Annotated in this window: 28 protein-coding genes; 18 read left to right on the top strand and 10 right to left on the bottom strand. The window is 49.4% G+C overall.

Annotated elements, in window-relative coordinates; translation table 11 throughout:
- Nucleotides 1–304: 304 nt before the first annotated feature.
- From FIU95_RS12355 to FIU95_RS12340, 4 genes are all read left to right on the top strand, one after another.
- Nucleotides 305–646 carry a hypothetical protein gene (locus tag FIU95_RS12355; RefSeq protein WP_152454068.1) on the top strand — a complete coding sequence of 114 codons (342 nt, stop codon included), beginning with the start codon at nucleotides 305–307 and terminating at the stop codon, nucleotides 644–646.
- A gap of 136 nt (nucleotides 647–782) precedes the next feature.
- On the top strand, nucleotides 783–1,334 hold the full coding sequence (locus tag FIU95_RS21485; protein ID WP_152454067.1) for a DUF1524 domain-containing protein: 552 nt from the start codon (nucleotides 783–785) through the stop codon (nucleotides 1,332–1,334).
- 96 nt (nucleotides 1,335–1,430) lie between these two features.
- Nucleotides 1,431–4,136 (top strand): DEAD/DEAH box helicase, encoded by a 2,706-nt coding sequence (locus FIU95_RS12345; protein WP_152454066.1) that lies wholly within the window; start codon nucleotides 1,431–1,433, stop codon nucleotides 4,134–4,136.
- A 102-nt stretch (nucleotides 4,137–4,238) separates the two neighbouring features.
- The gene (locus FIU95_RS12340) at nucleotides 4,239–4,541 is read left to right on the top strand and encodes a hypothetical protein (protein ID WP_152454065.1); all 303 of its coding nucleotides are present in this window, start codon (nucleotides 4,239–4,241) and stop codon (nucleotides 4,539–4,541) included.
- An 87-nt stretch (nucleotides 4,542–4,628) separates the two neighbouring features.
- Here FIU95_RS12340 and FIU95_RS12335 read toward each other — a convergent pair whose 3' ends face one another.
- Nucleotides 4,629–4,943: a DUF6471 domain-containing protein gene (locus tag FIU95_RS12335; protein ID WP_152454064.1), complete on the bottom strand. Its 315-nt coding sequence runs from the start codon at nucleotides 4,941–4,943 to the stop codon at nucleotides 4,629–4,631.
- 148 nt (nucleotides 4,944–5,091) lie between these two features.
- Here FIU95_RS12335 and FIU95_RS12330 point away from each other — a divergent pair, with 148 nt between their 5' ends.
- The 7 genes from FIU95_RS12330 to FIU95_RS12300 are packed head-to-tail and all read left to right on the top strand — an operon-like array spanning nucleotide 5,092 to nucleotide 10,142.
- Nucleotides 5,092–5,496 (top strand): DUF2170 family protein, encoded by a 405-nt coding sequence (locus FIU95_RS12330; RefSeq protein WP_152454063.1) that lies wholly within the window; start codon nucleotides 5,092–5,094, stop codon nucleotides 5,494–5,496.
- The gene (locus tag FIU95_RS12325; protein WP_152454062.1) at nucleotides 5,493–6,188 is read left to right on the top strand and encodes a PspA/IM30 family protein; all 696 of its coding nucleotides are present in this window, start codon (nucleotides 5,493–5,495) and stop codon (nucleotides 6,186–6,188) included. Before FIU95_RS12330 ends, FIU95_RS12325 begins: the two co-directional genes overlap by 4 nt.
- A 4-nt stretch (nucleotides 6,189–6,192) precedes the next feature.
- On the top strand, nucleotides 6,193–7,266 hold the full coding sequence (locus FIU95_RS12320) for a potassium channel family protein (RefSeq protein WP_152454061.1): 1,074 nt from the start codon (nucleotides 6,193–6,195) through the stop codon (nucleotides 7,264–7,266).
- Entirely contained in the window at nucleotides 7,251–7,904 is a 654-nt protein-coding gene (locus tag FIU95_RS12315) for a YjfK family protein (protein ID WP_152454060.1), read from the top strand. The genes FIU95_RS12320 and FIU95_RS12315 overlap by 16 nt, the downstream gene beginning before the upstream one ends.
- Nucleotides 7,905–7,919: 15 nt before the next feature.
- Entirely contained in the window at nucleotides 7,920–8,336 is a 417-nt protein-coding gene (locus FIU95_RS12310; protein WP_152454059.1) for a DUF350 domain-containing protein, read from the top strand.
- A 12-nt stretch (nucleotides 8,337–8,348) separates the two neighbouring features.
- On the top strand, nucleotides 8,349–8,972 hold the full coding sequence (locus FIU95_RS12305) for a DUF1190 domain-containing protein (protein ID WP_152454058.1): 624 nt from the start codon (nucleotides 8,349–8,351) through the stop codon (nucleotides 8,970–8,972).
- A gap of 3 nt (nucleotides 8,973–8,975) precedes the next feature.
- Nucleotides 8,976–10,142 carry a glutathionylspermidine synthase family protein gene (locus FIU95_RS12300; RefSeq protein ID WP_152454057.1) on the top strand — a complete coding sequence of 389 codons (1,167 nt, stop codon included), beginning with the start codon at nucleotides 8,976–8,978 and terminating at the stop codon, nucleotides 10,140–10,142.
- Nucleotides 10,143–10,181: 39 nt separating this feature from the next.
- On the opposite strand, the gene FIU95_RS12295 is transcribed toward FIU95_RS12300, so the two are convergent.
- Both FIU95_RS12295 and FIU95_RS12290 read right to left on the bottom strand, forming a co-directional pair.
- Nucleotides 10,182–11,822 (bottom strand): PAS domain-containing sensor histidine kinase, encoded by a 1,641-nt coding sequence (locus FIU95_RS12295; RefSeq protein ID WP_152454056.1) that lies wholly within the window; start codon nucleotides 11,820–11,822, stop codon nucleotides 10,182–10,184.
- Nucleotides 11,823–12,104 (bottom strand): hypothetical protein, encoded by a 282-nt coding sequence (locus tag FIU95_RS12290; protein WP_152454055.1) that lies wholly within the window; start codon nucleotides 12,102–12,104, stop codon nucleotides 11,823–11,825.
- 25 nt (nucleotides 12,105–12,129) lie between these two features.
- Here FIU95_RS12290 and FIU95_RS12285 point away from each other — a divergent pair, with 25 nt between their 5' ends.
- From FIU95_RS12285 to FIU95_RS12275, 3 genes are all read left to right on the top strand, one after another.
- Nucleotides 12,130–13,542, top strand: a complete 1,413-nt coding sequence (locus tag FIU95_RS12285; RefSeq protein WP_152454054.1) for an amidohydrolase — start codon at nucleotides 12,130–12,132, stop codon at nucleotides 13,540–13,542.
- Nucleotides 13,539–14,840, top strand: a complete 1,302-nt coding sequence (locus FIU95_RS12280) for an amidohydrolase family protein (RefSeq protein WP_152454053.1) — start codon at nucleotides 13,539–13,541, stop codon at nucleotides 14,838–14,840. The genes FIU95_RS12285 and FIU95_RS12280 overlap by 4 nt, the downstream gene beginning before the upstream one ends.
- A 171-nt stretch (nucleotides 14,841–15,011) precedes the next feature.
- Nucleotides 15,012–15,407, top strand: coding sequence for an MAPEG family protein (locus FIU95_RS12275; RefSeq protein WP_152454052.1), 396 nt, complete (start codon nucleotides 15,012–15,014; stop codon nucleotides 15,405–15,407).
- A 172-nt stretch (nucleotides 15,408–15,579) separates the two neighbouring features.
- Here FIU95_RS12275 and FIU95_RS12270 read toward each other — a convergent pair whose 3' ends face one another.
- From FIU95_RS12270 to FIU95_RS12260, 3 genes are all read right to left on the bottom strand, one after another.
- On the bottom strand, nucleotides 15,580–15,876 hold the full coding sequence (locus FIU95_RS12270; RefSeq protein WP_152454051.1) for a YebG family protein: 297 nt from the start codon (nucleotides 15,874–15,876) through the stop codon (nucleotides 15,580–15,582).
- 352 nt (nucleotides 15,877–16,228) lie between these two features.
- Complete coding sequence (locus FIU95_RS12265; protein ID WP_152454050.1) at nucleotides 16,229–16,846, bottom strand: LysE family translocator; 618 nt, start codon at nucleotides 16,844–16,846, stop codon at nucleotides 16,229–16,231.
- The gene (locus tag FIU95_RS12260) at nucleotides 16,846–17,451 is read right to left on the bottom strand and encodes a DUF924 family protein (protein WP_152454049.1); all 606 of its coding nucleotides are present in this window, start codon (nucleotides 17,449–17,451) and stop codon (nucleotides 16,846–16,848) included. Before FIU95_RS12260 ends, FIU95_RS12265 begins: the two co-directional genes overlap by 1 nt.
- 178 nt (nucleotides 17,452–17,629) lie before the next feature.
- On the opposite strand from FIU95_RS12260, the gene FIU95_RS12255 reads away from it, so the two are divergent.
- From FIU95_RS12255 to FIU95_RS12240, 4 genes are all read left to right on the top strand, one after another.
- Nucleotides 17,630–17,926, top strand: coding sequence for a hypothetical protein (locus FIU95_RS12255; RefSeq protein ID WP_152454048.1), 297 nt, complete (start codon nucleotides 17,630–17,632; stop codon nucleotides 17,924–17,926).
- Between the two features lie 65 nt (nucleotides 17,927–17,991).
- Entirely contained in the window at nucleotides 17,992–18,792 is an 801-nt protein-coding gene (locus FIU95_RS12250) for a DUF6249 domain-containing protein (protein WP_253868606.1), read from the top strand.
- Between the two features lie 10 nt (nucleotides 18,793–18,802).
- Entirely contained in the window at nucleotides 18,803–19,357 is a 555-nt protein-coding gene (locus FIU95_RS12245; RefSeq protein ID WP_152454047.1) for a sigma-70 family RNA polymerase sigma factor, read from the top strand.
- A complete protein-coding gene (locus FIU95_RS12240; protein WP_152454046.1) occupies nucleotides 19,350–19,724 on the top strand; it encodes a hypothetical protein in 375 nt (124 codons plus the stop codon). Before FIU95_RS12245 ends, FIU95_RS12240 begins: the two co-directional genes overlap by 8 nt.
- 144 nt (nucleotides 19,725–19,868) lie before the next feature.
- Here FIU95_RS12240 and FIU95_RS12235 read toward each other — a convergent pair whose 3' ends face one another.
- The 4 genes from FIU95_RS12235 to FIU95_RS12220 all read right to left on the bottom strand — a co-directional run bounded on the left by FIU95_RS12235 (nucleotide 19,869) and on the right by FIU95_RS12220 (nucleotide 23,202).
- Nucleotides 19,869–20,249 carry a VOC family protein gene (locus tag FIU95_RS12235; protein ID WP_152454045.1) on the bottom strand — a complete coding sequence of 127 codons (381 nt, stop codon included), beginning with the start codon at nucleotides 20,247–20,249 and terminating at the stop codon, nucleotides 19,869–19,871.
- 185 nt (nucleotides 20,250–20,434) lie between these two features.
- Nucleotides 20,435–21,382, bottom strand: coding sequence for an IS30 family transposase (locus FIU95_RS12230; protein WP_152450975.1), 948 nt, complete (start codon nucleotides 21,380–21,382; stop codon nucleotides 20,435–20,437).
- A gap of 617 nt (nucleotides 21,383–21,999) precedes the next feature.
- Entirely contained in the window at nucleotides 22,000–22,401 is a 402-nt protein-coding gene (locus tag FIU95_RS12225; RefSeq protein WP_152454044.1) for a nuclear transport factor 2 family protein, read from the bottom strand.
- 198 nt (nucleotides 22,402–22,599) lie between these two features.
- Complete coding sequence (locus tag FIU95_RS12220) at nucleotides 22,600–23,202, bottom strand: DJ-1/PfpI family protein (protein ID WP_152454043.1); 603 nt, start codon at nucleotides 23,200–23,202, stop codon at nucleotides 22,600–22,602.
- Nucleotides 23,203–23,863 lie beyond the last annotated feature (661 nt).

Genomic DNA, 23,863 nt, shown 5'->3' with positions numbered 1-23,863 from the left:
TAGCTAGCTCTAGTATTGTTGTCAGATTGAAAAGTCTATTGATTCCTGTAATGAAAACTTATTAAGCCTGTCACCAAGAGTTTCTACCCTGTTGTTTCTTCATCACTATCTACCTTCCACTGATGAGGTCTGTGTAGGAAAAATATGAAAAACAACTAATGGTTCTTAGGTATCCATGCTTCGACCTTTTCAATTTCCCATGAAGGAGTATTTGCCTGTAAGAAGAATTCTATCGGCTCGATAGGGAGAGACAGATAACCTGCAGCCTTGAAATTTGAAATAGAAATAAAAGAAAGGTTTGTAAATGCGTTCTTTTATCGCACTGTGTGTTGCGGTTGCACTGGCCAGTTGCTCTAAAACACCCGAAGAATTAGCTCAGGAAGCTTGCATTGACTCCCGTTACGCAATCCAAGTAAGTCAGAAATTTGTTAAGCGATACGCTCCACTTCCTCATATCGCTAAGCTCATCGCAGTTTCTGGAGAAGAAGACTCTAAATCTACGTATCGAGGCGACTGCATCCATAATGTCGAAGGCTGGGTCGAATTTGATAATGGTTTCGGGGATATCAAGAGAAGAACTTTTACTATTAAAGTTGAATACATAATGAATGAAGATCACTGGGCGATGCATGAAATAATCCTTTGAATTTTTTTTGATTCTACCTACCTACAATGGACATCTGAAAGCCATTATTAATTTTCAGCTGCCAATTTGAACCGGCTCATACTCTTCCAGTAGTTTTTCTTGTAGTCTAGCCCCTGATTTGATTGGTAGTTGATGTATGAGTGTTCGATCATTTTCAAGCTTTGTATTGTCTGCTTTAGTAGCATCCTTAAGTTTTCCAGTACTCGCGACCACTTATGAGAGGGCAGAGTGGTTACCGCAGTGGTCTGATACAGACCGGGACTGTCAAGATACCCGGCATGAGCTATTGATTCGTTATTCCCTTTCCCCTGTCACCTATACCCGCGCTAACCAGTGCAAGGTTGCCACTGGGTTGTGGTTGGACCCCTACACGGGCAACTTTTACAGCAAGGCTTCTGATCTTGATGTAGAGCATATAGTGCCTCTGAAGTGGGCCCATGATCATGGTGGGGCTAGCTGGAGTCGAGAGCTGAAAAGGCAATTCGCCGAAGATATCGATAACCTGTGGCTAGTGGACGATGGCCGCAACCAAAGCAAGGGGCACAGGGGGCCTAATGAGTGGATGCCGCCTTATGCACCGGTCGGAAAAATTTATGTGCAGCGATTTATTTCTATTGTCGATAAGTATGGCCTGAGCCTGAGTCCAAGCGAATCCCAGAGGCTGCGCACCATGGCCAGTGAGGGCTAGTCAGGGTTCGATCTCTAATCTCCATCAAGAGGAGTACCTGTCGCAGTCTGACAATTTCGGGTAGCATTTTGCCTCTAATTGGAAGTGCAGGCGGATATGCGGGACTCCTCTAGGATTTTGATCGAATATTTCAGGTGTTGCTATCAAGCGGATAGTCACGACTTATCACTGAGTAATATTGCTCGCCTTGCGGATAATCGCCGAGTATTTTTCAGTGAGCGAGACTATTTATCCGGTGGTGAGCTGCCCAGAATCCCTTTGGTGGGTGCCTCAGCGGCACAGCTTGCAGAGCAGGTAGATACTTATCGGAAAGAGCGCAGCTTGATTTATTCGCTCTTTTTTATCTCTGGAGAGCTCCCTGCTCAGGTAGGTATTAATTCCAAGCGTAAACTATGTGCCCCTCTCCTCTATTATCCCGCCCGAATATATTGCGATGAAGAGTATTTCATCGAGATAAACACAGATGATATCCGTATCAACCTTCCTTTGTTGCGTTTGATCCTTAAGCCGGACACAGATTCCAGTGTGACAGATAGCTTTCCAGTACCCAGTTTTCCACTGGATAGCGCTAAGGTGGCGGCCATAGGACGCTGGCTAGAGGAAAACAGCCTGTTGAGTGGCATTGAAGAGATAAGTCGCTGGCCAAACCTGCAGCCGGCTGACTCTGATGCCTTGAGCAAAAATTCCACTCTGGCAGTCAGTAGTGCTTGTGCGCTCATATTGGCTGACAGGTCACGGGGATCGCGAGGAGTTCTTCACGAACTGCGACTTCTTAGTAAGTCTCGAAGACTTTCTGCACCTTTAAAAGCCGTTCTCCGGGAATGTGCTGACCATTTCCCTCGAAGTAACAGTGAGCCCGAGATGTTACCAGGGCTATTGAGTGAGACTCAGGAGAGGGCGTTGCGAAATGCTGCGAATTTACCTTTGAGTCTTATCTCTGGCCCCCCCGGTACAGGCAAGAGTTTTACTATCGCGGCAATGGCGATTGATCAAATGCTTCATGGCAATACCGTTCTGGTTGTCTCTAAGACCTCTCAGGCAATAAATGTTGTTCGGCAAAAATTGCGCGAGACTTACGGTTTACAAGAAGGCTATGTACACACCGGCGAGCAAGGTTTTGTTCGCAGTTTGAAATCCCACTTGGACTCACTACTTAAAGAGGGCGTTGCAGCTCCCGCTGAGAGTGTTGCCAAATTAAAGCGTCGCCTCAAAGCCACTCTAAAGACGCTGCGAAAAGCTGAGCGACGCTTTATCAGGGCTTTAAAGACTGCACAGATGTTAGGCCCAGGAGGTTTTGGCACCTGGTTTACGGCTTTTGGGGTGCGCATTTTAGGCCGACGATTGGATACGGAAGCGCTTTGGGAGTTTCAAGAGACTATCGGGCATTTGCGAAAAAATTTCGAGCTGCAAGCTTCCCGATTCATTAATGCCTATCGTAAAGAGACTCTTTTGAGTCTTTTAAAGCGGGAAAGAAGGCACTTATCCCTTTTCAATCAGGCACTCAGGGCGCGGACCTCCAAAACACAGGCAGAGCGTTTTGCCCAAACGAATATGCAGGTTGTTTTGCAGGCCTACCCTATTTGGCTTTCGACCCTGGATGAGCTCAATGAAATATTACCTCTTTCCCCGGGCTTGTTTGATCTCGTCATCTTTGATGAATCTACCCAGTGCGATATTGCCAGTGCGCTGCCGGCACTGTACCGGGCAAGTCGTGCGGTTGTGGTGGGCGATGGCAAGCAGCTGCGTCATGTATCCTTTTTATCGGCACAGCAGCAACAACGCTTGTGGGAGGGCTTGAACGGTCCAGAAGAGTTACCTGTGGCGTTTAGTTACCGGGACCAATCACTACTGGATATTGTCTCTGACTCACTGAAAAGTCAGGAGGCGGTTAACCTGTTGGATGAGCATTACCGCAGCCAGCCAGAGCTTATCGCTTTTAGTAATCACGCTTTTTATGCCGATAGGCTGAAAGTGATGCAGGCGAGACCGGTAGCGTCCGGTGAAGGAGCTTTGGTTCTGCAATATCTGGAGGGGAAACGAGCAAAGAGCGGCAGGAATCGGGTTGAAAAGGATTGGGTCATTGAACAGCTGCGTGAACACATTAACTGCTTTGCCGAATCTCCTGTAAAGCCAACGGTTGGAGTCCTGTCTCCTTATAGGGAGCAGGCGGACTACCTCGCTTCTGAGGTAAGCAGGGCTTTTCCAGTAGATGTGCTGCGTGGTTTTTCCGTATTGGTCGCAACGCCTTATGGTTTTCAGGGAGAAGAGCGGGATCTTATGCTCTTGTCTTTTGCGGCAGATAATCAATCCCTGCATGCGGCGACTTATCTCAATCGCGCCGATATGTTTAATGTGGCGGTAACCCGGGCTAAGGAGCGGCAGTTGGTGGCTTATTCTATTAGTCCTGAGTCCCTGCCACCTGAGCATTTATTGCGTCGCTATATCGATTTTAGCCATGGGGCAGGTCCCAGTAACCAACAAAAAGTATTTCCGTGTGAGTTTGCCGGAGAGGTGAGTGCAGGCTTGCAGCGGGCTCAGATCAAGCATTGGATCGCATTTCCTATTGCCGGCCAGCGTGTGGATGTGGTTTGTGAGCACCGCGGGCGAATACTGGGGGTGGATTTGATTGGTTACCCTGGGGAATATCGGCAGCACTTTACTACCCAGACTTACAAGGTGTTGCACCGAGCGGGGGTAAGAGTGTTGCCATTGCCCTATGTTAGTTGGGTGCGTGACCGAGATGACTGTCTAAGGCGTATTCTTGAAGTGTTGAAACAAGCGTCACAACAGAGCGAGCACTGAATACTGCTATCAAGGCCAATGTAAGAGTACGCAACAATGAAAGTTGCGCCGGGACTGCTAGGCTTAAAAGGAGTCCAGTTTGCAGTTTCGCCGAGAGCGCCTATGAAATTGTGGTTATTGATACCTTGCTTTTGGGTATCTGCCGTAGCAGCTGTCGATGTGATTTTTGTCGATGCTCAGCAGCAACACGGGGTGCGGAGCCCGACTCTGAGTTTTTGTCAGGCGCGTTTCTATGAGGAGGACGACGGACGTCTTTACTGCAATTGGGCAGTCAATTTCCGCTATGCCTGCTTCGTCTGGTGGCCTACCAATAAGGTGATACCGGCTGGTGCAAAGCTCTCTGAGCCAGAGGTTGTCGGTAAGTGCGGTAACGGTGAACCAGTCTATAAGCTCCATCACTACTAGCTATCTGGCAGGCCCTTGCCGTTAAAGTGGATAGCATCGGTATTCCAGTTCAGTGATCCACCAGTTGGTACTCCACGATAGGGCGTGTTAGCTTCTCTCTTGCTCGGTATTGAGTCCTTGATCTTGCAGTTCCCGCGCTTGCTTGAGGATTTCAGGCATAGCGCTGTCTTCCACCGATAATGCATCGATGATGGCCGCTAGCAGATCCGCTGAAAACATGCACTTGCTCACTTTGCTGCGCAGGTTTTCTGTGGTCATTGAAATTCCTCTTTCGGCCAGGGCCTGGGCGAGGTCCCCGTAACGCATACCCCGCAAAGCCATTGAGGCGCGCACATAGCGAGCGATGGCCTGCTTGTACGGAGCCAGTGCTTGCTGATTGCTGAGGCTTTGCTTGTGGTCCATGGGCTCTACTCCGTTACAGTTGATGTCACTTATGTGGCAAATACTATCCTTGTGTGTATTATTTGCAACATAAGTTTGAAATAAGTTATTGACCACCTTTTTTTTGATGCTATATTTGTGACCAATATTCCACAGCGAGGGAGTCGAGATGACCTGGAACCATGAGAATCTACGCCAGTTGGCGGAAAACCACACCGGATGGGTGGTGGAGTCTGAGGGAGAGTGCCTCAGCATTTCCAACGACGAGGGGGTCGATGCATTCGTTTATGTCGGTGAGAAGCAAATCGTTGTCGAGAGCATTTTGTTCCCTGTGAGCCAGGTAGCCGATGTGGTCGTTCTTAACGAGATGATTCTCCAGACTCATCAACTGGTTCCCCTGACGGCGATCGCTATCAAGATGATTGGCGGTGAGCGTTACTATGTCGCCTTCGGCGCGCTGTCTGTGTCCAGTAAAGACGAAGTGGTGATTGAAGAAGTTGAAACCCTATTTTCCAATGTGGGTGACTTCCTGGATTTATTTGCGGATCATTTTGAAATGGAGGGTGTAGCATGAGCCTGAGAAAAATCTGGACTGCCTTGAAAGGTGCGGTCAACGAAGGAACTGAAGCAGTTGCGGATAGCCAGTCTATTCGTATTCTTGATCAAGAGCTGCGGGAGGCAAAGGCCGAATTGAAAGCTTGTGATGAGAACCTGACTAAGATCATGGCTAAGCGCAAGCTGGCTGAAAACAAAGTGCAGTCGCTGAAAGCCGATATTGAGACTTACAGCACCCACGCAATCAACGCCAGTGAGAAAGGCGATGAGAGCCTGGCCCTGGAGTGTGCGGAGCGCGTTACCGAGCTGGAAGCCCAGCTTGAAACAGAGCAGAGCCTGCTGGAAGGCTTCATCAACTCCGAGCGCTCTCTGAAGGGCAATATCTCCAAGGCGAAAATCAATGTGCGCCGCATGGAGCAGCAGATCGACCAGATCAAGGCCACAGAGTCAGTTCAGAAGGCCCAGGTAGCGGTTTCTTCCCGCCATATGGGTGCTAACAGCAAAATCAAAACCGCTCTGGACAGCCTCGACCGCATCAAGAACAAGCAACAGGAGCGCGCTGCGGAGCTGGAAGCTGCGGAAGAGCTGGCGACGGAAGAAAGCGGCTCCAGCCTGGATGCCAAGCTGAAGGCGGCGGGTGTCAAGCCCGGTGGCCAGGTCAGCGGTAGCGACAAGCTGGCCCAGTTACTGGCGAGCCGCCAAAAGGCCTGATCCAGTGCTACTTTATCGAGTGCGGCGCCTTCTGGCGTCGCTTTTTGTTAAGGCCAACACAGCAGCCATTCTTGTCGGTGTGCTGGGTTATGTGGTGGGTAGTTACCTGCTGCTCAGTGCCGCCGGAGAGAGCGAAATTGTCGATCCGACCAATTTTATTTATTGGTTGGTCGTTACTGCATCCACTGTAGGCTACGGCGATTTCTCGCCAGTGACTCCCGCGGGCAAAGTGGTTGTGGCAACCTGGGTAATCCCCTTTGGTTTGAGTTTGTTCGCCATGGTGTTAACCAAGGTGGGCTTTGTTATTTCGGAGTTTGTACATAGAGGAAAGAGGGGGTTGCGCATGACAAATCGCGTAGATCACACAGTCATTATTGGCTGGAACGGAACCAGAACCCTTCGCTTGATAGAATTATTGCTATCGAAAACCAATGGCACAGCAACTGAGATAGTGCTTTGTGTTGAGGCCGATATTGAGAACCCGATGCCCGGTAAAATTGATTTTGTACGGGTTGAATCTTTTTCCCATATCGAGAGTATGCAGCGCGCCGCAATTGCCGATGCCGCGAGAATTATTATCGATAACCCCCTGGATGATGTAACACTCACCACCGCCCTGTTCTGTGATAAGCACAGTCCTAATAGCCATAAAACAGCCTATTTCCAGGATGAAAATGTCGGTGAGTTGTTGCGCTCACACTGCCCAAATATTGAATGTATTCCATCCGTTGCGGTGGAATTGTTGGCTAAATCCTCCCTGGACCCTGGTTCTGCCAGACTGCACCGACAACTTCTCGATAGCACTTATGGAATGACTCAATACAGTATTGAGTATCATGGTGAGCAGCCGTTGCTATTTTCCGCATTATTTGATCACTTTAAAATGAACTTATCCGCAACCTTGATTGCCGTGCGCCGCCAGGGGATTATAAAAATTGATGTAAACCCCGCCTTGACCGATGAAGTTAACAAGGGGGATATGCTCTATTACATTTCAGCAAAGCGGCTGACCGAAAAAAGCTGCTTCGATATAAAAATGAATGAAGGAGAGGGCGCAGGTACATGTTTACCAAGCTGATCGATAAACTGAAAGGAAAAGAAGCTCCAAAGGTGAATACGCCTGAAATTATGGGGTTGCGGCTTGGCGCAAGCTTTGAACTGGACCCACTGGCAATCCGCCTGATTCTGGATGAACTCACTATTGAATCCTGCTCCCCCACTCAGATTATCAAAGCCGCAGGCATAGTAAAACTCGATGGCGCCTGGGTATATCGTTTTTATACCGATGACGATGCTTGGCTACAGGTTGTGACAGAAGGGGGCCAAAGCGATGAGCATGTAGTGGACGTCAAGCTGTTTCACTTTTACGATACCCTCGATGTCGCCAATCAGCAGGCTTGGGACAGGCTCCTTAAACAGGAAATTGGTGCTGCCAATTATCAGTTGCAGGACCGCAGCTATAACAGAGTCTGGACTGCTGCTGGTGACTATCACAACCCGGTGCATATGGCCGAGAAGACCTATGACGGGGATGGGGATTACTCCCTCACCGATCAATTCACCATGCTTTTTGAACGTGACTTGTCCGATCAGCGTACCGAATCCCTGTTTCTTTCAGCGGAAGAGAAAGAGGAAGACGCGGGTTACTTGAGTCGCAGCTTGGTGATCAGTACCGGTATAACATTGACACCATCACAGCTGACTATTCACGGATAATAAGGAGATGTATTAATGGACCAGCCCTACGATTTAATGACTGGTATCCTTCACTTTGCGGCCTACTTTGGCCTGTCACTGGTTTTTTTAATCGCGTTTAAATTTCTTTACGCTCTGGTGACACCTCACGATGAATGGAAGTTGATCCGTGAAGACAAAAACGCAGCCGCTGCCATTGGCTTTGGTGGTGCGGTGCTGGGTTTTGCCATTGCTGTTGGCGGTGCCGCCAGTAACTCTGTTTCCATTATTGACTTTGCCACCTGGGCATTTGTTGCCCTAATCGCTCAGCTTATTGCCTTTGCGATTATTCGTTTTGGCTTTATGCCGCGTATTGTTGAGCGTATTGAAGACGGTGAAGTTAGCGCGGGCATCATGCTGGCAGCTACCACCATTTCTGTTGGTGTCCTCAACGCGGCTTGCATGAGCTACTAAGCGGAGGTGAGGATGAAGCGTAGTAAAAATATTAACCTTGCGCGGATGCGCAAGGGCAGGGGAGCAAGTTTTGTACTGCGCCCTCTGGCTATGGGAATCACCGTGGCTTTGGTGGGCTGCTCTTCTGATGAAGAGGTTAAGGTGGTTTCCTCAGTCGAGGACTGTGTAAATAACACGCAGCTCGATGAGGCCCAATGTCAAGCGGCCTACCAGAAGGCTCTGGCTGAAGCCGAGCGTACCGGGCCCAAGTATGCCAATTTATCTCAATGCGAGTCAGAATTTGGTAGTTGCCGTGAGAGCAGTGGCGGCTTTTGGATGCCGTTGATGACCGGCTTTATGGTTGCTTCCCTGCTGAATGATAACGACCGACGTTATCACTCTTACGGTTATTACAATCCGGTTTACCGCTATTCCGCTTCTGGTTCCCGCTATTACGATCGTTTGATGACCGCGGATGGTCAAGTGATCGGTCGCTACGGTAAAAACTCCTATACCGTGGATAAGAGCGCGATGGACCCCAAGCCCAAGGTGACCAAGACGGTTTCCCGAGGGGGCTTTGGCGCAGTGGCTTCGGCCAAGTCCAACTGGGGTGGCGGACGTTCCAGTAGCGGCCGTTCAGGAAGTTGGGGGGGCTGATTGGTGCTGAGGTTACCAATCGGTGAGCGTCCGCGCTGGAAAGAGCGGGCGCAAGAATTTGGTTTTCAATTCCACACCATGTACGGGCAACCCTACTGGGATGAAAGCGCTTACTACCAGTTCTCCCTGGAACAGATAGAGCAGGATATTGAAGACCCCACCGAAGAAATCCATGCAATGTGCCTGGATGTTGTCGCTAAGGTGCTTGAGGATGAGGCGCTGTTACGGCGCTTCCGCATTCCGGAGCAGCACTGGGATTTTGTCCGCAACTCCTGGAAAAACGGTGACCCCAGCCTTTATTCCCGGCTGGACTTTGCCTATTCAGGGCAGGGGCCGGCCAAACTCTATGAAAATAATGCAGACACTCCCACGAGCTTATATGAAACGGGATTTTGGCAATGGCTCTGGCTGCAGGACAATGTAGACAGGCGAGCCTTGCCACTTCAGTCCGACCAGTTTAACAGCCTGCAGGAAAAGCTGGTTAACCGCTTTCGCGATCTACAATTTTTGACGCCCGGCCGCGAACTCCATTTTGCCTGCTGTAAGGATACGTTAGAGGATCGCGGCACGGTGCAATATTTGCAAGACTGTGCCACTGAAGCCGATATCACCAATCACTTTGTATTTATTGAGGATATTGGCTGCGATGCTGAGGGAGCTTTTACTGATTTAGACGATCAGGTCATTACCTGGATGTTTAAGTTGTATCCCTGGGAGTTTATGTTTCGCGAGGAATTTGGTTCTTTATTGGGCAGCAATAATGTGCGTTGGCTGGAACCACCCTGGAAGGCGATATTATCCAATAAAGCACTTTTGCCCATGTTGTGGAAATTATTTCCAGGCCATCCCAACTTGTTGCCATCATTTTTCGAGGATGAGCTGGGTAAGGCTAGTGGCTATTCGGAGTTGGTTAAAAAGCCTATTTTTTCCCGTGAAGGCGCTAATATTTCGGTAGTGCGCGGAGGGGATGTACATTCACTGTCTGATGGGCCTTATGGCGAAGAGGGCTTTATTTACCAAGCTATGCATCCATTGCCTAAGTTTGGCAAAAACTTCACCCTTGTAGGCAGCTGGTTGGTGGATGACATGGCTGCGGGCATCTCAATTCGTGAGGATAGCAATCTAATAACGCAGGATATGAGTCGCTACCTTCCGCATATTATTCTTTGAAATGCTTGCCAGAAATTTTCTGGCAAGCAATACCGCGCTTTAATTTCTAGTTTCCGGTGTTGTCAGCTGACCACTAAAAATTAACGCTTCAATTTTTTTGCTGAGCCTGTCATACGTAAAGGGTTTCTGGATGCAGTCGAGCACGCCATCGGCAATAACTTCCTGGACTTTACTGTCGACGCTAAAGCCGGTGGAGAGCAATGCTTTTACCTCCGGGTTGATCCGTCGCAAAAAGGCGAATAACTCCTGGCCATCCATACCCGGCATAATCATATCGAGGATTACCAAGTCCACTTGTTCGTAATGTTGCCGGTAATAGGTAATCGCTTGCTCCGCAGATGCGAAAGTGCTCACGCTGTGGCCATTCATTTCGAAGAGTGTTTTTGAATAACTGCGGACAATAGCTTCATCATCCACCACCATAATGCGAAGTTGGCGATTTGCAGTTAAGGACTCGGCCTGACTTGGCTGCTTGTTTGTCTTTGCCTCTGCAATCGGCAGGTACAGATTAAAAGTGCTACCTTCTCCCTCAATGCTGTGGCATTGGATAGCGCCCTTGTGTAAATGGATAGTGCCATGCACTGCTGCAAGGCCCAGTCCGGCACCCCGACCACATTCCTTGGTGGTGAAGAAAGGCTCAAAAATTCTGCGCCGCACCTCGGGGGGCATACCCGTTCCGCTATCGCGAATGGTGATGAGCAAGTAATGCCCGGGCTGTACTTCAAAATCAGCAATAGTGGTGGCCCTTTCAAAAGTGACATTACTGCTGGCAAAACGCAGAATACCTCCGCTTGGCATAGCATCCTTGGCATTGATACCAATATTCAATAATGCGCTTTTTAGCTGGGCGGGGTCGCCCACTACATGAGGCCGACCGGCTTCTAGCTGCTGCTCAACACGAATACGCCGGTCAATGGTGCGCTCGAGCATGGCGCAGACATCGCGGGTAATTTCATGGGTATTACAATCTTTTAGCTGGTAGTTGCCTTTACGGGCGAAGGTGAGCAATTGCTTGGTCAACTCGGCCGCATGGCGTGCAGTGGTGAGGATATGGTTGGTGTACTCGCTGATACGGGGGTCTTCAGCAATCTGTTGAATAACCTCGGCATAGCCGCTGATGCCATGAATCATATTGTTGAAGTCGTGGGCGATACCGCCGGCCAATTCGCCAATAGCCTGCATTTTTTGGGCTTGCCGCAACTCCTCTTCCAGCAGGCGCTGCTTGGTGATATCTGTTCCGATACTGAGAATACCGGTAGGGCGACCATTCTCGTCCGAAAGGATTTTATTGGTCCAGGCAATCCAAACTCTTTTGCCTGACTTGGTAATATTCTCGTTAATATTGTACCGGTGTTCCTGCGGGTGGTCGCACACGTGCTGAATGAGTTGCCGTAGGTCCCGGCCGCTGGATTCACTGGCCGGCACTATGGTGCCTACCAAATGCCGGCCAATAATTTCTGCCTCTGAGTAGCCAAAAAGCTGCTGGGCATACTCATTAAATGAAGTGACTCGCCCATGCCTGTCGCAGCGCATTATGATGGAGTTCGCATGCTCGACCAGTTCGCGATAGCGTTCTTCGCTTTTGCGCAGGGCTTCGTATACCTGCAGGGAGTCCCGGTTTTGGCCACTAGTGACAATGGGGGATGAGGGGAATACCGGCAAGCGGTTATCTTTGATCACCTATTCTCCTCCGGAATTATTATTGAGTATTTTTTCACCAGAAATTGCATCATGTGGAAACAAAAAAGTATATAGGGAACCCAGAGGTTTTTTGATCAGGTTTGCAGTCTTTGCTGACAGGCCGTGATTTATAAACCCTTTTGTAATTGTGTGTTTATATAAATGTGATGCGTATCCGGCTGCGACTCTAAGAAGGGTGCTGGTATTTTTATTAATACTTCCTAAACTTTTCTTCCCTAAATAGTGGCTATGGCCAGGCAACCTGATAGCATTCACCGCCATCTTGAAGACCATTGGATGAATTACTATGCAGCTGCATTCTCGATTTTTCGGGCGCGGCATCGCGGCTTTGCTTTGTGCCTCGCTGTTGGTGTCTGCCTGCGGTGAGAAGAAAGCCGGGAGCGAGCAGAGATCCGCGGATTTTGCTCGCCTGGACGCTTTCCCATCTACCTACTCCGTTACTCAGTCGCGACCGGTACTGATACAGGGCGCTACTCTGCTCACCGGTACCGGCGAGCAGTTGGAGAACACCGACTTGTTGCTGAAAGGTGGGAAAATTGCTCAGATCGGTCAGGATCTCAAGGCTCCGAAGGATGCCCAGGTGGTCGATGGCAAAGGCAAGTGGGTGACCCCGGGCATTATTGATGTGCACTCCCACCTGGGAGACTACCCGGCGCCCTCCATCGAGTCCTCCCAGGATGGCAATGAGATGACATCCCCGAATACCGCACAGGTTTGGGCGGAACATTCGGTTTGGACTCAAGACCCACAGTTTCCATTGGCCCTGGCCGGTGGTGTAACCACGCTACAGATATTACCTGGCTCCGCCAATCTGTTCGGCGGGCGCAGTGTGACCCTTAAAAATGTGCCGGGCCGCAGCGTACAGGATATGAAATTTCCCGGTGCGCCCTATGGCCTGAAAATGGCTTGTGGCGAAAACCCCAAGCGTGTTTATGGAAGTAAAGGCACGTCTCCCTCAACCCGTATGGGCAATGTGGCCGGCTACCGCAACGCCTGGATTGAGGCCAGCAATTACAAGAAAAAGTGGGAAGAGTATGCAAAGAAGGGAGGCGATGAGCCGGAGCGTGATCTCGGCCTCGAGACCCTGGCAGGCGTTCTGAATGGCGATATCCTGGTACACAATCACTGTTATCGCGGTGAGGAAATGGCCGTGATGATGGATATTGCCAAGGAATTTGACTTCCAGATCTCCACTTTCCACCACGCGGTTGAGGCCTATAAAGTGGCCGATCTGTTAGCAGAGAACAATGTTTGTGCGGCGATGTGGGCCGATTGGTGGGGCTTTAAGCACGAAGCCTTCGATATGACGGAGGCGAATATTGCTATCGTCGATCAGGCCAAGGCCTGTGCCATGATCCACTCCGATTCCGGTGTTGGCGTACAGCACTTGAATGAGGAAGTCGCAAAAGCGATGACCGCAGGTCAGCGCGCTGGTTTTGATATCCAGCCAAAAGATGCGGTTGCCTGGATGACCTCTAACCCCGCTAAGGCGTTGGGCATTGACGCGCAGACTGGCAGCCTTGAGAAGGGCAAAATGGCTGATGTTGTGGTTTGGTCCGGTAACCCTTTCAGTGTTTATACCCATGTGGATCAAGTTTTTATCGACGGTGAGCTGATGTACGACCGCTCCGATAAAAAGCGTCAACCACGTAGTGATTTCGAATTGGGTATTCTCGATGCAGAGGGAGAGCGACTGTGAAAAAATTAGCTGTATTCTGTGCGCTGGCCCTGGGGGTGTTGACCGCTGGTGCCTATGCGGAGAGCATCCTGATTAAGGGTGGCAAGGTGCATACTCTGGCAGATATGGGTTCCCTGGAATCTGCTGATGTACTGGTTGTCGATGGTAAAGTGGAGCAGGTGGCTCCTGTCCTCAATGTTTCGGCTGATAGAGTTATTGATGCAAAAGGTAAGGTGGTAACGCCTGGCGTCATCGCACCTATTTCCGAGCTGGGATTGGTGGAGATCAGTGCAGCCAGTGGCACTAACGACAATGCGGTAACTGGGGAAAGTATCGGCAGTGCGTTTAATCCTGTGCCCGCATACAACCCCAAATCTACCCTGATTCCTTTCAACCGGGCCGGTGGTGTTACCAGTGCGGTGGTCTTTCCAGCTATCAGCACTTGGGATGAAACAGCGGTAGCGGCCCAGAGAGTATTCGCCGGGCGTGGCTTTGCCATCAAGCTCAATGGCGAGTTCAATAGCGTCGAAGCCAAAGACGTTGCCCAAAAGGCCTATTTGGGTGAGACCGGAGCTCAGCTAGCAGGTGGCAGCCGTGCGAATGCCTACGCTAAAGTTGAAAATGCGTTGAGCGAAGCTAAAGAGTATCGGGACAACCGCGCGGCTATTCGCCGGGGAGAGTGGCGTGAGTTGAATTACAGTCTCGCGGATCTGGAAGCCTTGCAGCCGGTGATTAATGGTACTGAACCTCTACTGATCACTGCTGATCGCGCCAGCGATATTCTTGCGGTTATCGAACTAGCCAAGGCCTTCGATGTGAAGCTCGTGTTGCTCGGGGCGGCTGAGGGCTGGATGGTAGCCGACCAGCTGGCCCAGGCTCAGGTGCCTGTAGTGATTGATGCAATCAACAACCTGCCCATTTCCTTCTCCAGCCTTGGTGCGCGCCTGGATAACGCCGCTTTGTTAACTAGGGCCGGTGTGAAAGTGGCTATTAGTGGCCCCGACTATGCCTCTACCCATAACGTGTACCTCTCACGTCAATCTGCTGGCAATGCTGTTGCCCACGGGTTGCCCTACGAGGAGGCGCTGAAGTCTATCAGCACTAATGTGGCAGATATCTTCCGTCTTAGCGGTGGTACCCTGGAGAAAGGCGCCACTGCTGATATCGTGGTTTGGAACGGCGATCCACTGGAAGTGACCAGTTACCCTGAGCAGGTATTGATCGAGGGTGAACCACAATCTTTGGTTACCCGTTCTACCCGTTTGCGCGATCGTCACCTGAAGCCTGCCAAGGGCCACGGCTTTGGTTATCGCAACTAGCTTGCTACAAATGGCTGACTATTAAATTAAAGAGCGGGCAAGGCCCGCTCTTTTTTTGCTTGATGAAAAATGAACAAAAAGGTCCAGTCGCCTGCTTAGCATTGGTTTGGTGAGTTGAAGGGAATTAGATATATATTTACTTCCTGTATTAATAAGAAAAAGGAAAGGGCCATGGTGAATATTACAGCGCTGTATGCGAGTCTCTGTGCAATCCTGATTATCTACCTGGCGGGCCGCGTGGTTCAGTTTCGTCGTGCCAAGCGGGTGGGTATCGGTACTGGCGATGATCGTTTTAATGAGATTCGTGTGCGTGTGCATGGGAATGCGGTGGAATATACCCCCATTGCACTGCTGCTTCTGCTACTTGCGGAGCTGGGAGGGTTGCCCGGTTTGTGGCTGCATGTTTTTGGAATAGCATTTTTGCTATCCCGAATTTTTCATGCGTATGGCCTGACTGCAGGCAAGGGCGGCACCCATACTGGGCGCTTTTTGGGTACATTGATCAGTTGGCTGGTGATACTTGCCCTTGCGGTGATCAATATCGTGATATCGGTAAAGTCCCTGTAAAAGCAGCAGTGCCATTAGTGAGAATTCCAGGTGAATATCTCTGGCGACTGATGATTATTATTTGATAAGAGGCTTCAGAAAGCTTCTGAAGCCTAACAAAAAAGCCCGGTTAACCGGGCAGAGTACAGGGATGAAACTTTAAACTTCTACCGGAAAATTCTTCAGGTAGTTTTCACTGGTTCGCGGCAAAGGGGGTAACAGTTTCGTCTGAGGACTCTTCGCTGTTAACCTCTTCTTCCAGCAGAACTTCTGGTTTGCCTTTGCAAGCTTTGGCCAGTGAATCGCGACGCTTGGCCAGCAGCAGGCCAATTTCCTCGCTCACCTGCTCGTCAATGCCTTCAATACTGCGCTCAATTAGCGTGGTAATGTTGGCAGCAAGCTCCAGCATCTTATCGTGTTCTTCAGCATCTTTTTTGTTGTCGAACATTGCTCCGTCTCGATCGCATTTCCAAACAGCTACTACGGCCATGATATGCCTCCCAATTGCCCTTCAGACATTCCAGTTTGTTTGTATGGCCATACGGTAACTGTATAAATATTCAGTGTCAATGGTGACCGAGATCGAAGTGGCGTCTATTTAATTGCGTTCAAGAGAGTCACCATTGCGATGGTTTGCCCGCAGGGACATGTCACAACTGTCATAATGCACACCTGCAGCCGGATGTAACCCCCCAGGCATCCCGGCTGCAAACTCCGCACTATACAGGCCCGTTTTCGGGCCTGCTTTTTTCTCGGGCGCTGTTGATCGTTGCTTGCGAGTAGTAAGAGACGAGCCTGGTGGGCTCGGAAAGAGAGGTGAATGGGCGCGCAGCGCCCAGCCATTAAATAGTGAGTACCAGGCGCGCGGCTAGGCCGATCAGGAGTAAGCCAAACAGTTGCTGGATACGGTGGCCGAGATGCTTGCTAACCAACTGGCGTTTGCGGCTGGCATGGACTGCCAGGGCAACGATGCAATACCAGAGAGTGTCTACCCCAGACACCATGGCAGCCATCCCCAGTTTGGTGGTGAGGGCCTGCTGTTCTGAGACGAACTGGCTGAATAGGGCGGTAAAGAATACTGCAATCTTGGGGTTAAAGAAGGCGACCCCAAAACCCTGAAGGATTGAGCGGCGAACACTTAGGTGGGGGGCTTCCAGCTGTGTGGTTCCCGAGCCGGGAGCCGGAGCCCTGAAGGCCTTCCAGCCCAGGTATACCAACATAGCCGCGCCGCCCCATTGCAGGATGCTGAACAGTAGGGGGGAGCTGGTGATCAGAACCGCGAGCCCGAAGGCTGTCAGAGCAGCGTAAACGGCAACCCCAGCACCGTGGGCTATGGCACTGGCGAGGCCCTGTTGCAGGCCGGAGGCCGAGCAACGCATTACGATTAATAAGCTAGGGCCTGGGGACATGGCGCCGAGGGCGCAGATGCCCGCAAGTGATAACCATCCGAGTAAATCCATTATTTAAAGCCGCCCCCTTGTGCCAGCCAATACTTCTCATCTTCTGTGGAATCGCGGCCTAAGGCCGCATTGCGATGCGGAAAGCGACCAAACTGCTCGATAATCTCCTGGTGGGCCAGGGCATATCGGTAGTGGGTGGCGAGATAAGGAGCGATGGCCTCATCACCCCCGTACTGCTTCTGCAATTGTGCGAAGTATGCCACGGAGCGCTGCTGGATTGAGTGTTTTTCGCTGTGCTCCAGGGGCATGCCGACAAAAACCTGCTGAAACAACCCGAGCTTTTGCTCGTCTCCCCGCTGCAGAATCGTCTCACTGATTTCGAGAGCCAGGGTATCTCCTTTGAAGGCAAGGTAGGTGCCGCGGTGAATATTGCGGGCGAACTGATCGCACAGCAGCAAAAGGGCCAGCTTACCCATAAGGCTCTGGCGCCAATGATCCAACTTACCCTCTATGGCCAAATTGGTGATCTCAGCGAAGTCTTCTGCCATTTGCCGGTCCAGCTTCTGATCAGCCGAAAACCAGCGCTTTTGCAGTTCCTCAGTGGGGCGGTGATCCAGAGAGGGATCACCAAACCAGAAGGTCAGTATTTCCTTGATATCAGGCATCAATGGGCTCCTCAGCGATGATGGGCCGATTATTACGACATTTGTACTTGATGGTCCAGCTGAGTAAGGACGAGAACTCTCTAAAGGAGGAGTCAAAAAAATATTTTTGCGCTTGCATCCAAAATCGTTTCTGGCCCCGTCATAGAGGTGTACAAGGAAAAGCGATCTGGAGGTCACAATGTTTACTGCGGGATCATTTAAGAAGGTACAATTTTGCGCCGTACTGATATTGGCGCTTGGTGGCATGCAGGCCGGCCAGGCCAGGGCGGCCGAGCTGGGATTCTCTGTGGATGATATCCATAGACAGCTCACCGAGAAGACGGACCAGCACTTTTTGCAAAAGCTCAATGAGTGCAAGGTTCGCAGTGAGGTTGAGGGTGGCGGACTCCCCTATCCGGTGCGAATTGCTGAGGAGAGAGCTCCCCAAGGTGCTACCCCTGGGCCCTATAGCCGAGGCCGCATTACGGTTATGTAGCATTACACGGTTTCCCCGAGCCGACGGTTTAACAGTACAAAAAGACAACGATTAGAGAGTAACTAATGAGAGCGAGAAATTCACAATCCTTGCGGGCAGTTACCTGCTGGCTGGCAGCGCTGGCAGTAACTTTTACCGCTATGGGCAGCTGGGCACAGGATGATAGCAACACTATCCCCGAGCCGCCGAAGCCGCCAGCTATGGAAAGTGAGGTACCCAAACCAGATTCACGTGTACGCATTATGCGTGATGAAAAGGGGGTGCTCACGATCAAAACTGAAGGAGAGGACGGTGAGCGCAGCGAGGTTCAGGTGGACCTAGGGGCTGAGTTTGGTGGCCCCTTGAGTCAACGCATTATTGAGAAGCTCGAACGCAAGGGCATTCTCGATGAGCGTGGGCGGGTGGCCGAAGAGGCCCTAGACCGTGTGCCAGACAATGTAGAGATCGGTTTATCCAAGAAATATGACGCTTCTCATAAGAGCTGGGAGGAGTCTCACTCAGATTCTGGTTTCCACCAAGTGGTGACTTTGCCAGTACTGGCTCTGCTGTGTGTGTTCGGTATGCCGGTACTGATTGTGTGGCTGGTAACCCGCAACAGCTACCGCAAAAAGCAGCTGGTGATGGAAAACATCAATCGCATGGTGGCAGAAGGTCGCGATGTGCCATCGGAAATGCTGGATATGCTGGAAGGCAACACTCCCAACAATTCCGCAGATAAAGGTTTTACTCTGATTGCGGTAGGAGCTGCGGTGTTTATCTGGCTTTCTGCGATGGCTGGGGTAGGGGTAGGTAGCCTGGGTTTGATTCCGTTATTTATCGGCCTGGCCCGCTTTATCAACTGGAAGCTCGATAACAAGCAGGCGTAAGGACCGGAATATGGACCTCAATGATGAGGATTTGATCAGGCGCACCGTCGAAGACGGGGACCAGCGGGCTTATGCCCAGCTGGTTCGTCGCTATCAATCTCAGCTGCGATTCTCGCTCCGTCAGCTGTGTGATGGCGACCAGGGCCTGGCAGACGATATGGCGCAAGAAGCCTTTATTAAGGCCTACAAGGCGCTGCCGGCATTTCGGGGAGATGCCCGGTTTAGCACCTGGTTGTACCGTATCGCCTACAATCTCGTCATGAGCCACAAACGCAAGAACGCCCCAGAGGTGGACCAGGAAGCGGTCGATAGGGCTCAGGCGGAAGAGACAGTGGAAGAGTCCCAACGTTTGGGCATGGCTAGAGATCTGAACTCCGCAATGGACTCCCTTAGCGATGCCCAGCGCCAGGCGATACATCTGTGCATGCAGCGGGGCTTCTCCCATGAGGAAGCGGCGAGTATTATGAAGTTGCCGCTTGGTACGGTAAAATCCCATGTCAACCGCGCGCGGGCAAAGCTTCAGAGCTTGTTACAGCCGTGGCGCGAGGAGGTGGTCAATGGTTAACTTTGAGCAGCGCAATACGAAAGGTAATGCCTTGGGCGATTTAGCTATAGAGGGCAAAGACCCACAGTTCGATGCATGGCTGGCAGAGCAGCTGCAGTTCGATGAACCCTACCTGGACGATGACGGTTTTTGTGAAAGCGTCATGGCCAAGCTGCCCGCTCCCACCAAGCATAATGAGCGTCGCGCCAGCCGGTTTCAGTATATCGCCGTACTGGCGGCCTCGGGCATCGTTGCCTGGCAGTTTCCATTCGGCGAGGTGCTCAGTGAAGCCGCTCGTCAGTCAATTAGTCTTTATAGTTTGGTCGGCGTGGGGATGCTCTCCTCATTGGCGGTGATGGCCGGTGGTATTTTCGCTGCCCGCCGCTGATTACTTCGATACTCAAAAAAGAATCCAATTCTTGCCCGCCTCTAGCAGTGTACTAGGGGTGGGCCAATCAACGTTTAGCCCGCTGTCCCTTTTCATTATTTCTATTCTTTACCGACTGTCATCATTGGTTTGAGAGCACCAAGACTATAGACGGCGCTCTACTCTCCAAGGTGGATTCTTACGGTTTGCACCAGCCCAATACAGCTTCAGCTTATTGCCACTTGGGTCAAAAAGGACCGCCTCACGCCATAAATAAGGTTGATCTTTTGGGTCTTCAGAAAAGATGAAGCCTTTTCTCTTTAGCTCCCTGACCCAGGAGTCCAATTTCTCATGTTCAAAATAAACTACAGCCGAATTCTCTGTAGAATTGCTCGAAAGGGTTAGTGAGAAAGTAGCATCTCCATCGGGGCACTCGAATCTAGCATAATGAGGTGTATCGACTATTTGAACAAAGCCCATTTCACGGTAAAAATGTGTAGCCTCATCCATGTTTGATACTGGAAGTGTTACTTGATTTAGGTTCATCAGAAATTCCCACGCAACCCTGTTGCTCTTGCCTGCAAGATTAAACATTAATATATAAATTATGCTTTACAAGGAGCTTATGAGCCAGGGGTGAGGGCTGTCTGCATGCTTATAAATTTTATTGGATGTCTTACAGCCTACTTAGTTTGATAGTATTGCTGAATAAATTTATTGATCGAATGTACCTAGATTGCCAACATAAGTGACACACGTTTACCCGCCAAAAATTCCAGCGGGCTCAAGTAATTTAGTACTTTCCTAGGTCGAGTATTGATTCGAAACACTGCGTCATCAATACGGCTTTTTGGTATCTTGCCAATTTCCACTCCTTTTGGGAAGAAGCGCCTCAAAAGGCCATTAGTGTTTTCGTTCAGCCCGCGTTCCCAAGAGTGGTAAGGTTTCGCAAAATATATTCTGCATCCTAGCTTCTGCGCAATCGATTGATGACCTGCAAATTCTCCTCCATTATCGAAGGTGATGGTTTTACAGATGGCCTGATATGGCTTCAACATCTGCTTGATCGCCCGGCTCACTGTTTTCTTGCTCTTATTTGGGACTCTGCGAGTGAGCAATAATTTGGAAACTCGTTCAACCAGTGTCACCAGATAGCCATCTTGACCATAAACTGTATCGCCTTCCCAGTGACCGATCTCAGTGTTTTCATCGACAATCGCAGGTCTTTGATCAATATCTATGCGCTCTGGAATAAGCTTTACGCCTGCCTCGGAACCTGCCCGTTTCTGATAAGGTTTGGCTTTCCTTGGCAGACGTGACCTCCAGTTAAGTCGACTGACCCAGCGGTAAATTGTTGAACAACTAACCGTTTTCGCACACCTCTCAAGCTGCATTCGCCCAGCGATTTGTTCAGGACTTGCATTTTTCAGCTGGTGGTCGATTTGTACCTGCATGGCAAAGTCGAGCTTGGTATGTTTAATAGCTCCGTGCCGTCGTTGCAGTGCCTGACGGTGGGCACTCTCGGCACAGTAAGGGCTGTAACGACCAAGCTCACGAGAGATGGTCTTATTGGATCTATTGAGGCGTAGTCCAATGGCTCGGGCTGAATAGTTCTGCCCATTAAGGACCTCAATCTGGTATCGTTCTTTCAAGGTCAGCTGGTTGGTACGGGTTCCCATGAGGTTCCTGGCTTGTTTGTGTGGAAGCTTACTAGCCTACAACCAGCTGGCCTCCTTCGCTATCGCCAAGTGTGTCGGTTATTGTGAGAATCTAGGGTAATCTATGTGACTTTGTCGCCAGCTAATAGAGTGGCAAATATTAGTAATATGTTCGGTGTAATCGATATGACTGAAAAGTAAGAGAATGGCAGATAGCCTTTTGGGGTATTTAAGGCTGAAATTTAGCGTGCTTTGTAATTATATCTAGTTGAGACTGTAACTGAGTTTTGATTGGTAGGAGAGCAGAATCTCGAGCTGTTGAAATTGAATTTTTTATAGCGAGATTGATTAATCAATCTCGCTGCTTAAGTTATGCTTGATATCTATTTCATATGTTTTTAAATTTTGAGCTCCGCTCATATAAAGAAACTATTGTTTCCACAAAGCTAAATGGAAGTGTCTATTTTAGCTAGTAATATGGTGTACTGGGATTTAGTGCTGCTAACCTTGGTCACAGGGGGAGAGCAGCAAAGTGGAAAAAAGATCACTCCCATAGCATGATACTGTATAAAATGCACTCAGTATAAAAGCATGTCAGTGGTTCGATGTTTTTTAGTAATCCTATGTTGTGAACTTAACTATTCAAGCTTGGCTGGCGTAGAAATATGATGATGCGCAACTTGCCAGGAATCCTCAGTCTTAATAAAACAGAAGGTTGCTCGAACAGTATCACGAACTTCCTTGCCATCAGGAAGAGTGCCGCCACAGTTAATAAGGCAGTGAGCAAATCCTGTTTTATCCCCTGCGGTAATTTTTAATTCACTCAACTCAAATAGCGAGGGGATTTTAAAGGGAGGCTGCCATTCATCAAAGCTTTCTCTATAAGCTTTCGCACCTTGATATTGTAGCGGTGCAAGCACATCGAAGATAATTGCATCTGGTAAGTGATTGCTTAAAATGTTGTCCTTTCGATCGTGTCGTGTAGACTCGACCCAGTCTTCCAGGAGAGTTTCAATTTTTTTTATTTCTTGATTTTTCATGATAGATCCATGCAGTTGCTGGTGGGTTATGATGGCTGGGTTAAGAGAAATTCCATTTATCTTTTTTATTTGCCTTTTTAAGGGTTTGGTTGTTCCTATGAAGTTTCTAGCTTTATATTTCTCTGTAGATCTATTTTGCATGTTTGGCTTAGGTTTCGATTTGCTTTCTATGGATGCTAGCGTAAACGTGATACCTCGCTAAGTTAGCCCATACTTAATTGCAAATGGATCAATGTCAGGATTTTGGTTCCATTTATATTCTGCTCTATCTGCTATTTCGTTCGCTTTCATTTCGCCCCAAATTTCTTTGATGAGAGCTAGAGCCATATCAATGCCTGCGGATACCCCAGATGATGTAAAAATATTAGCATCTTGAACCCAGCGTGCTTTTGCAACCCAGTCCGTTTGTTCACTTTGTGAGCACGCCCAAGAAAATGCTAATTTATTTGTAGTGGCCTTTTTGCCATTCAGTATGCCTGCCTTGGCCAGTAAGGCGCTACCAGTACAAACAGAAGTAATATAGTTGGCGCTTTTGGCCTTTCTTGCGATCCAGTCAATCATAATAAAATTATGCACTTCCTTTCTTGTGCCAATGCCCCCAGGAATCAAAATGATTTGGTATTCAGTACTGTCACGAAAATCTTTTTGTGTGATGGTTGCGGGCCCTTGAGCTGAATATACTGGCCCCGCATTTTTAGATATAAGCTCAATGCTAAGGTTATCTACTTGACCCAGCATTTCTAAGGGGCCAAACACGTCAAGCAGTTCAAATTCTTCAAAAAGTAAAACTCCCAGCTTCATCCTTGACCTCTATTCAGTGGTGTGACGCTTGTCATAAGTAATTTTGGTGAGTTGGGGGTTTTATGAAGCCACACGGCAGTGGCATTTCCGTAAGAATATTTCTATCGATAATGAGTGTTTATTTTTAGGGAGTTTGCCCCTGGGCTTCTAAAAGTTACCGATATTTTTAACCGCTGAAGGGCGCTTGTCAGGCTCATTGCGCGTCATTCAGTTACTTAAGATGTTTCTTAAGTGATGTTGCTTAATATCTCAGTTTGAAAATGTGAAGTCAAAATCCTTTTGTAAATTTTGCTCCAAACCTAATGGCGTGATCTTTATCTTCTGGGGGCTTTAGAGGTTGGTCTTTCTAGAAACAATAGGGTACGAATGGGATCTATTGAGTGTACTTAATAGAGGGGTGATTAAGGTGGCTATCGTTCCGTTTGCTTGTGCACTTGCCTGTCCTATGCGGCTTGGATTTCTTTAGAGATTTTATGCTGGCTTATAACTGGCAGGTATGAAATTTAAGTTTTCCTGATTTTTTGTATTAAAAATAAATATTTAACAGAGCTTGTTCGTTTGGGTGATAAGGTTCCGTGTTTATTTTTTGCTTGCTAGGCCCATCCGCTCTAAGAATACTTCTTGCCTCCTTACCGTCCGTAGCCAGCCCCCTTAAGGTTCA

Origin of the sequence: Microbulbifer sp. THAF38 (assembly GCF_009363535.1) — a bacterium.
Taxonomy (GTDB): domain Bacteria; phylum Pseudomonadota; class Gammaproteobacteria; order Pseudomonadales; family Cellvibrionaceae; genus Microbulbifer.
The sequence above is the reverse complement of the archived record's forward strand: the minus strand, read 5'-3'. Positions and strand labels throughout refer to the sequence as shown.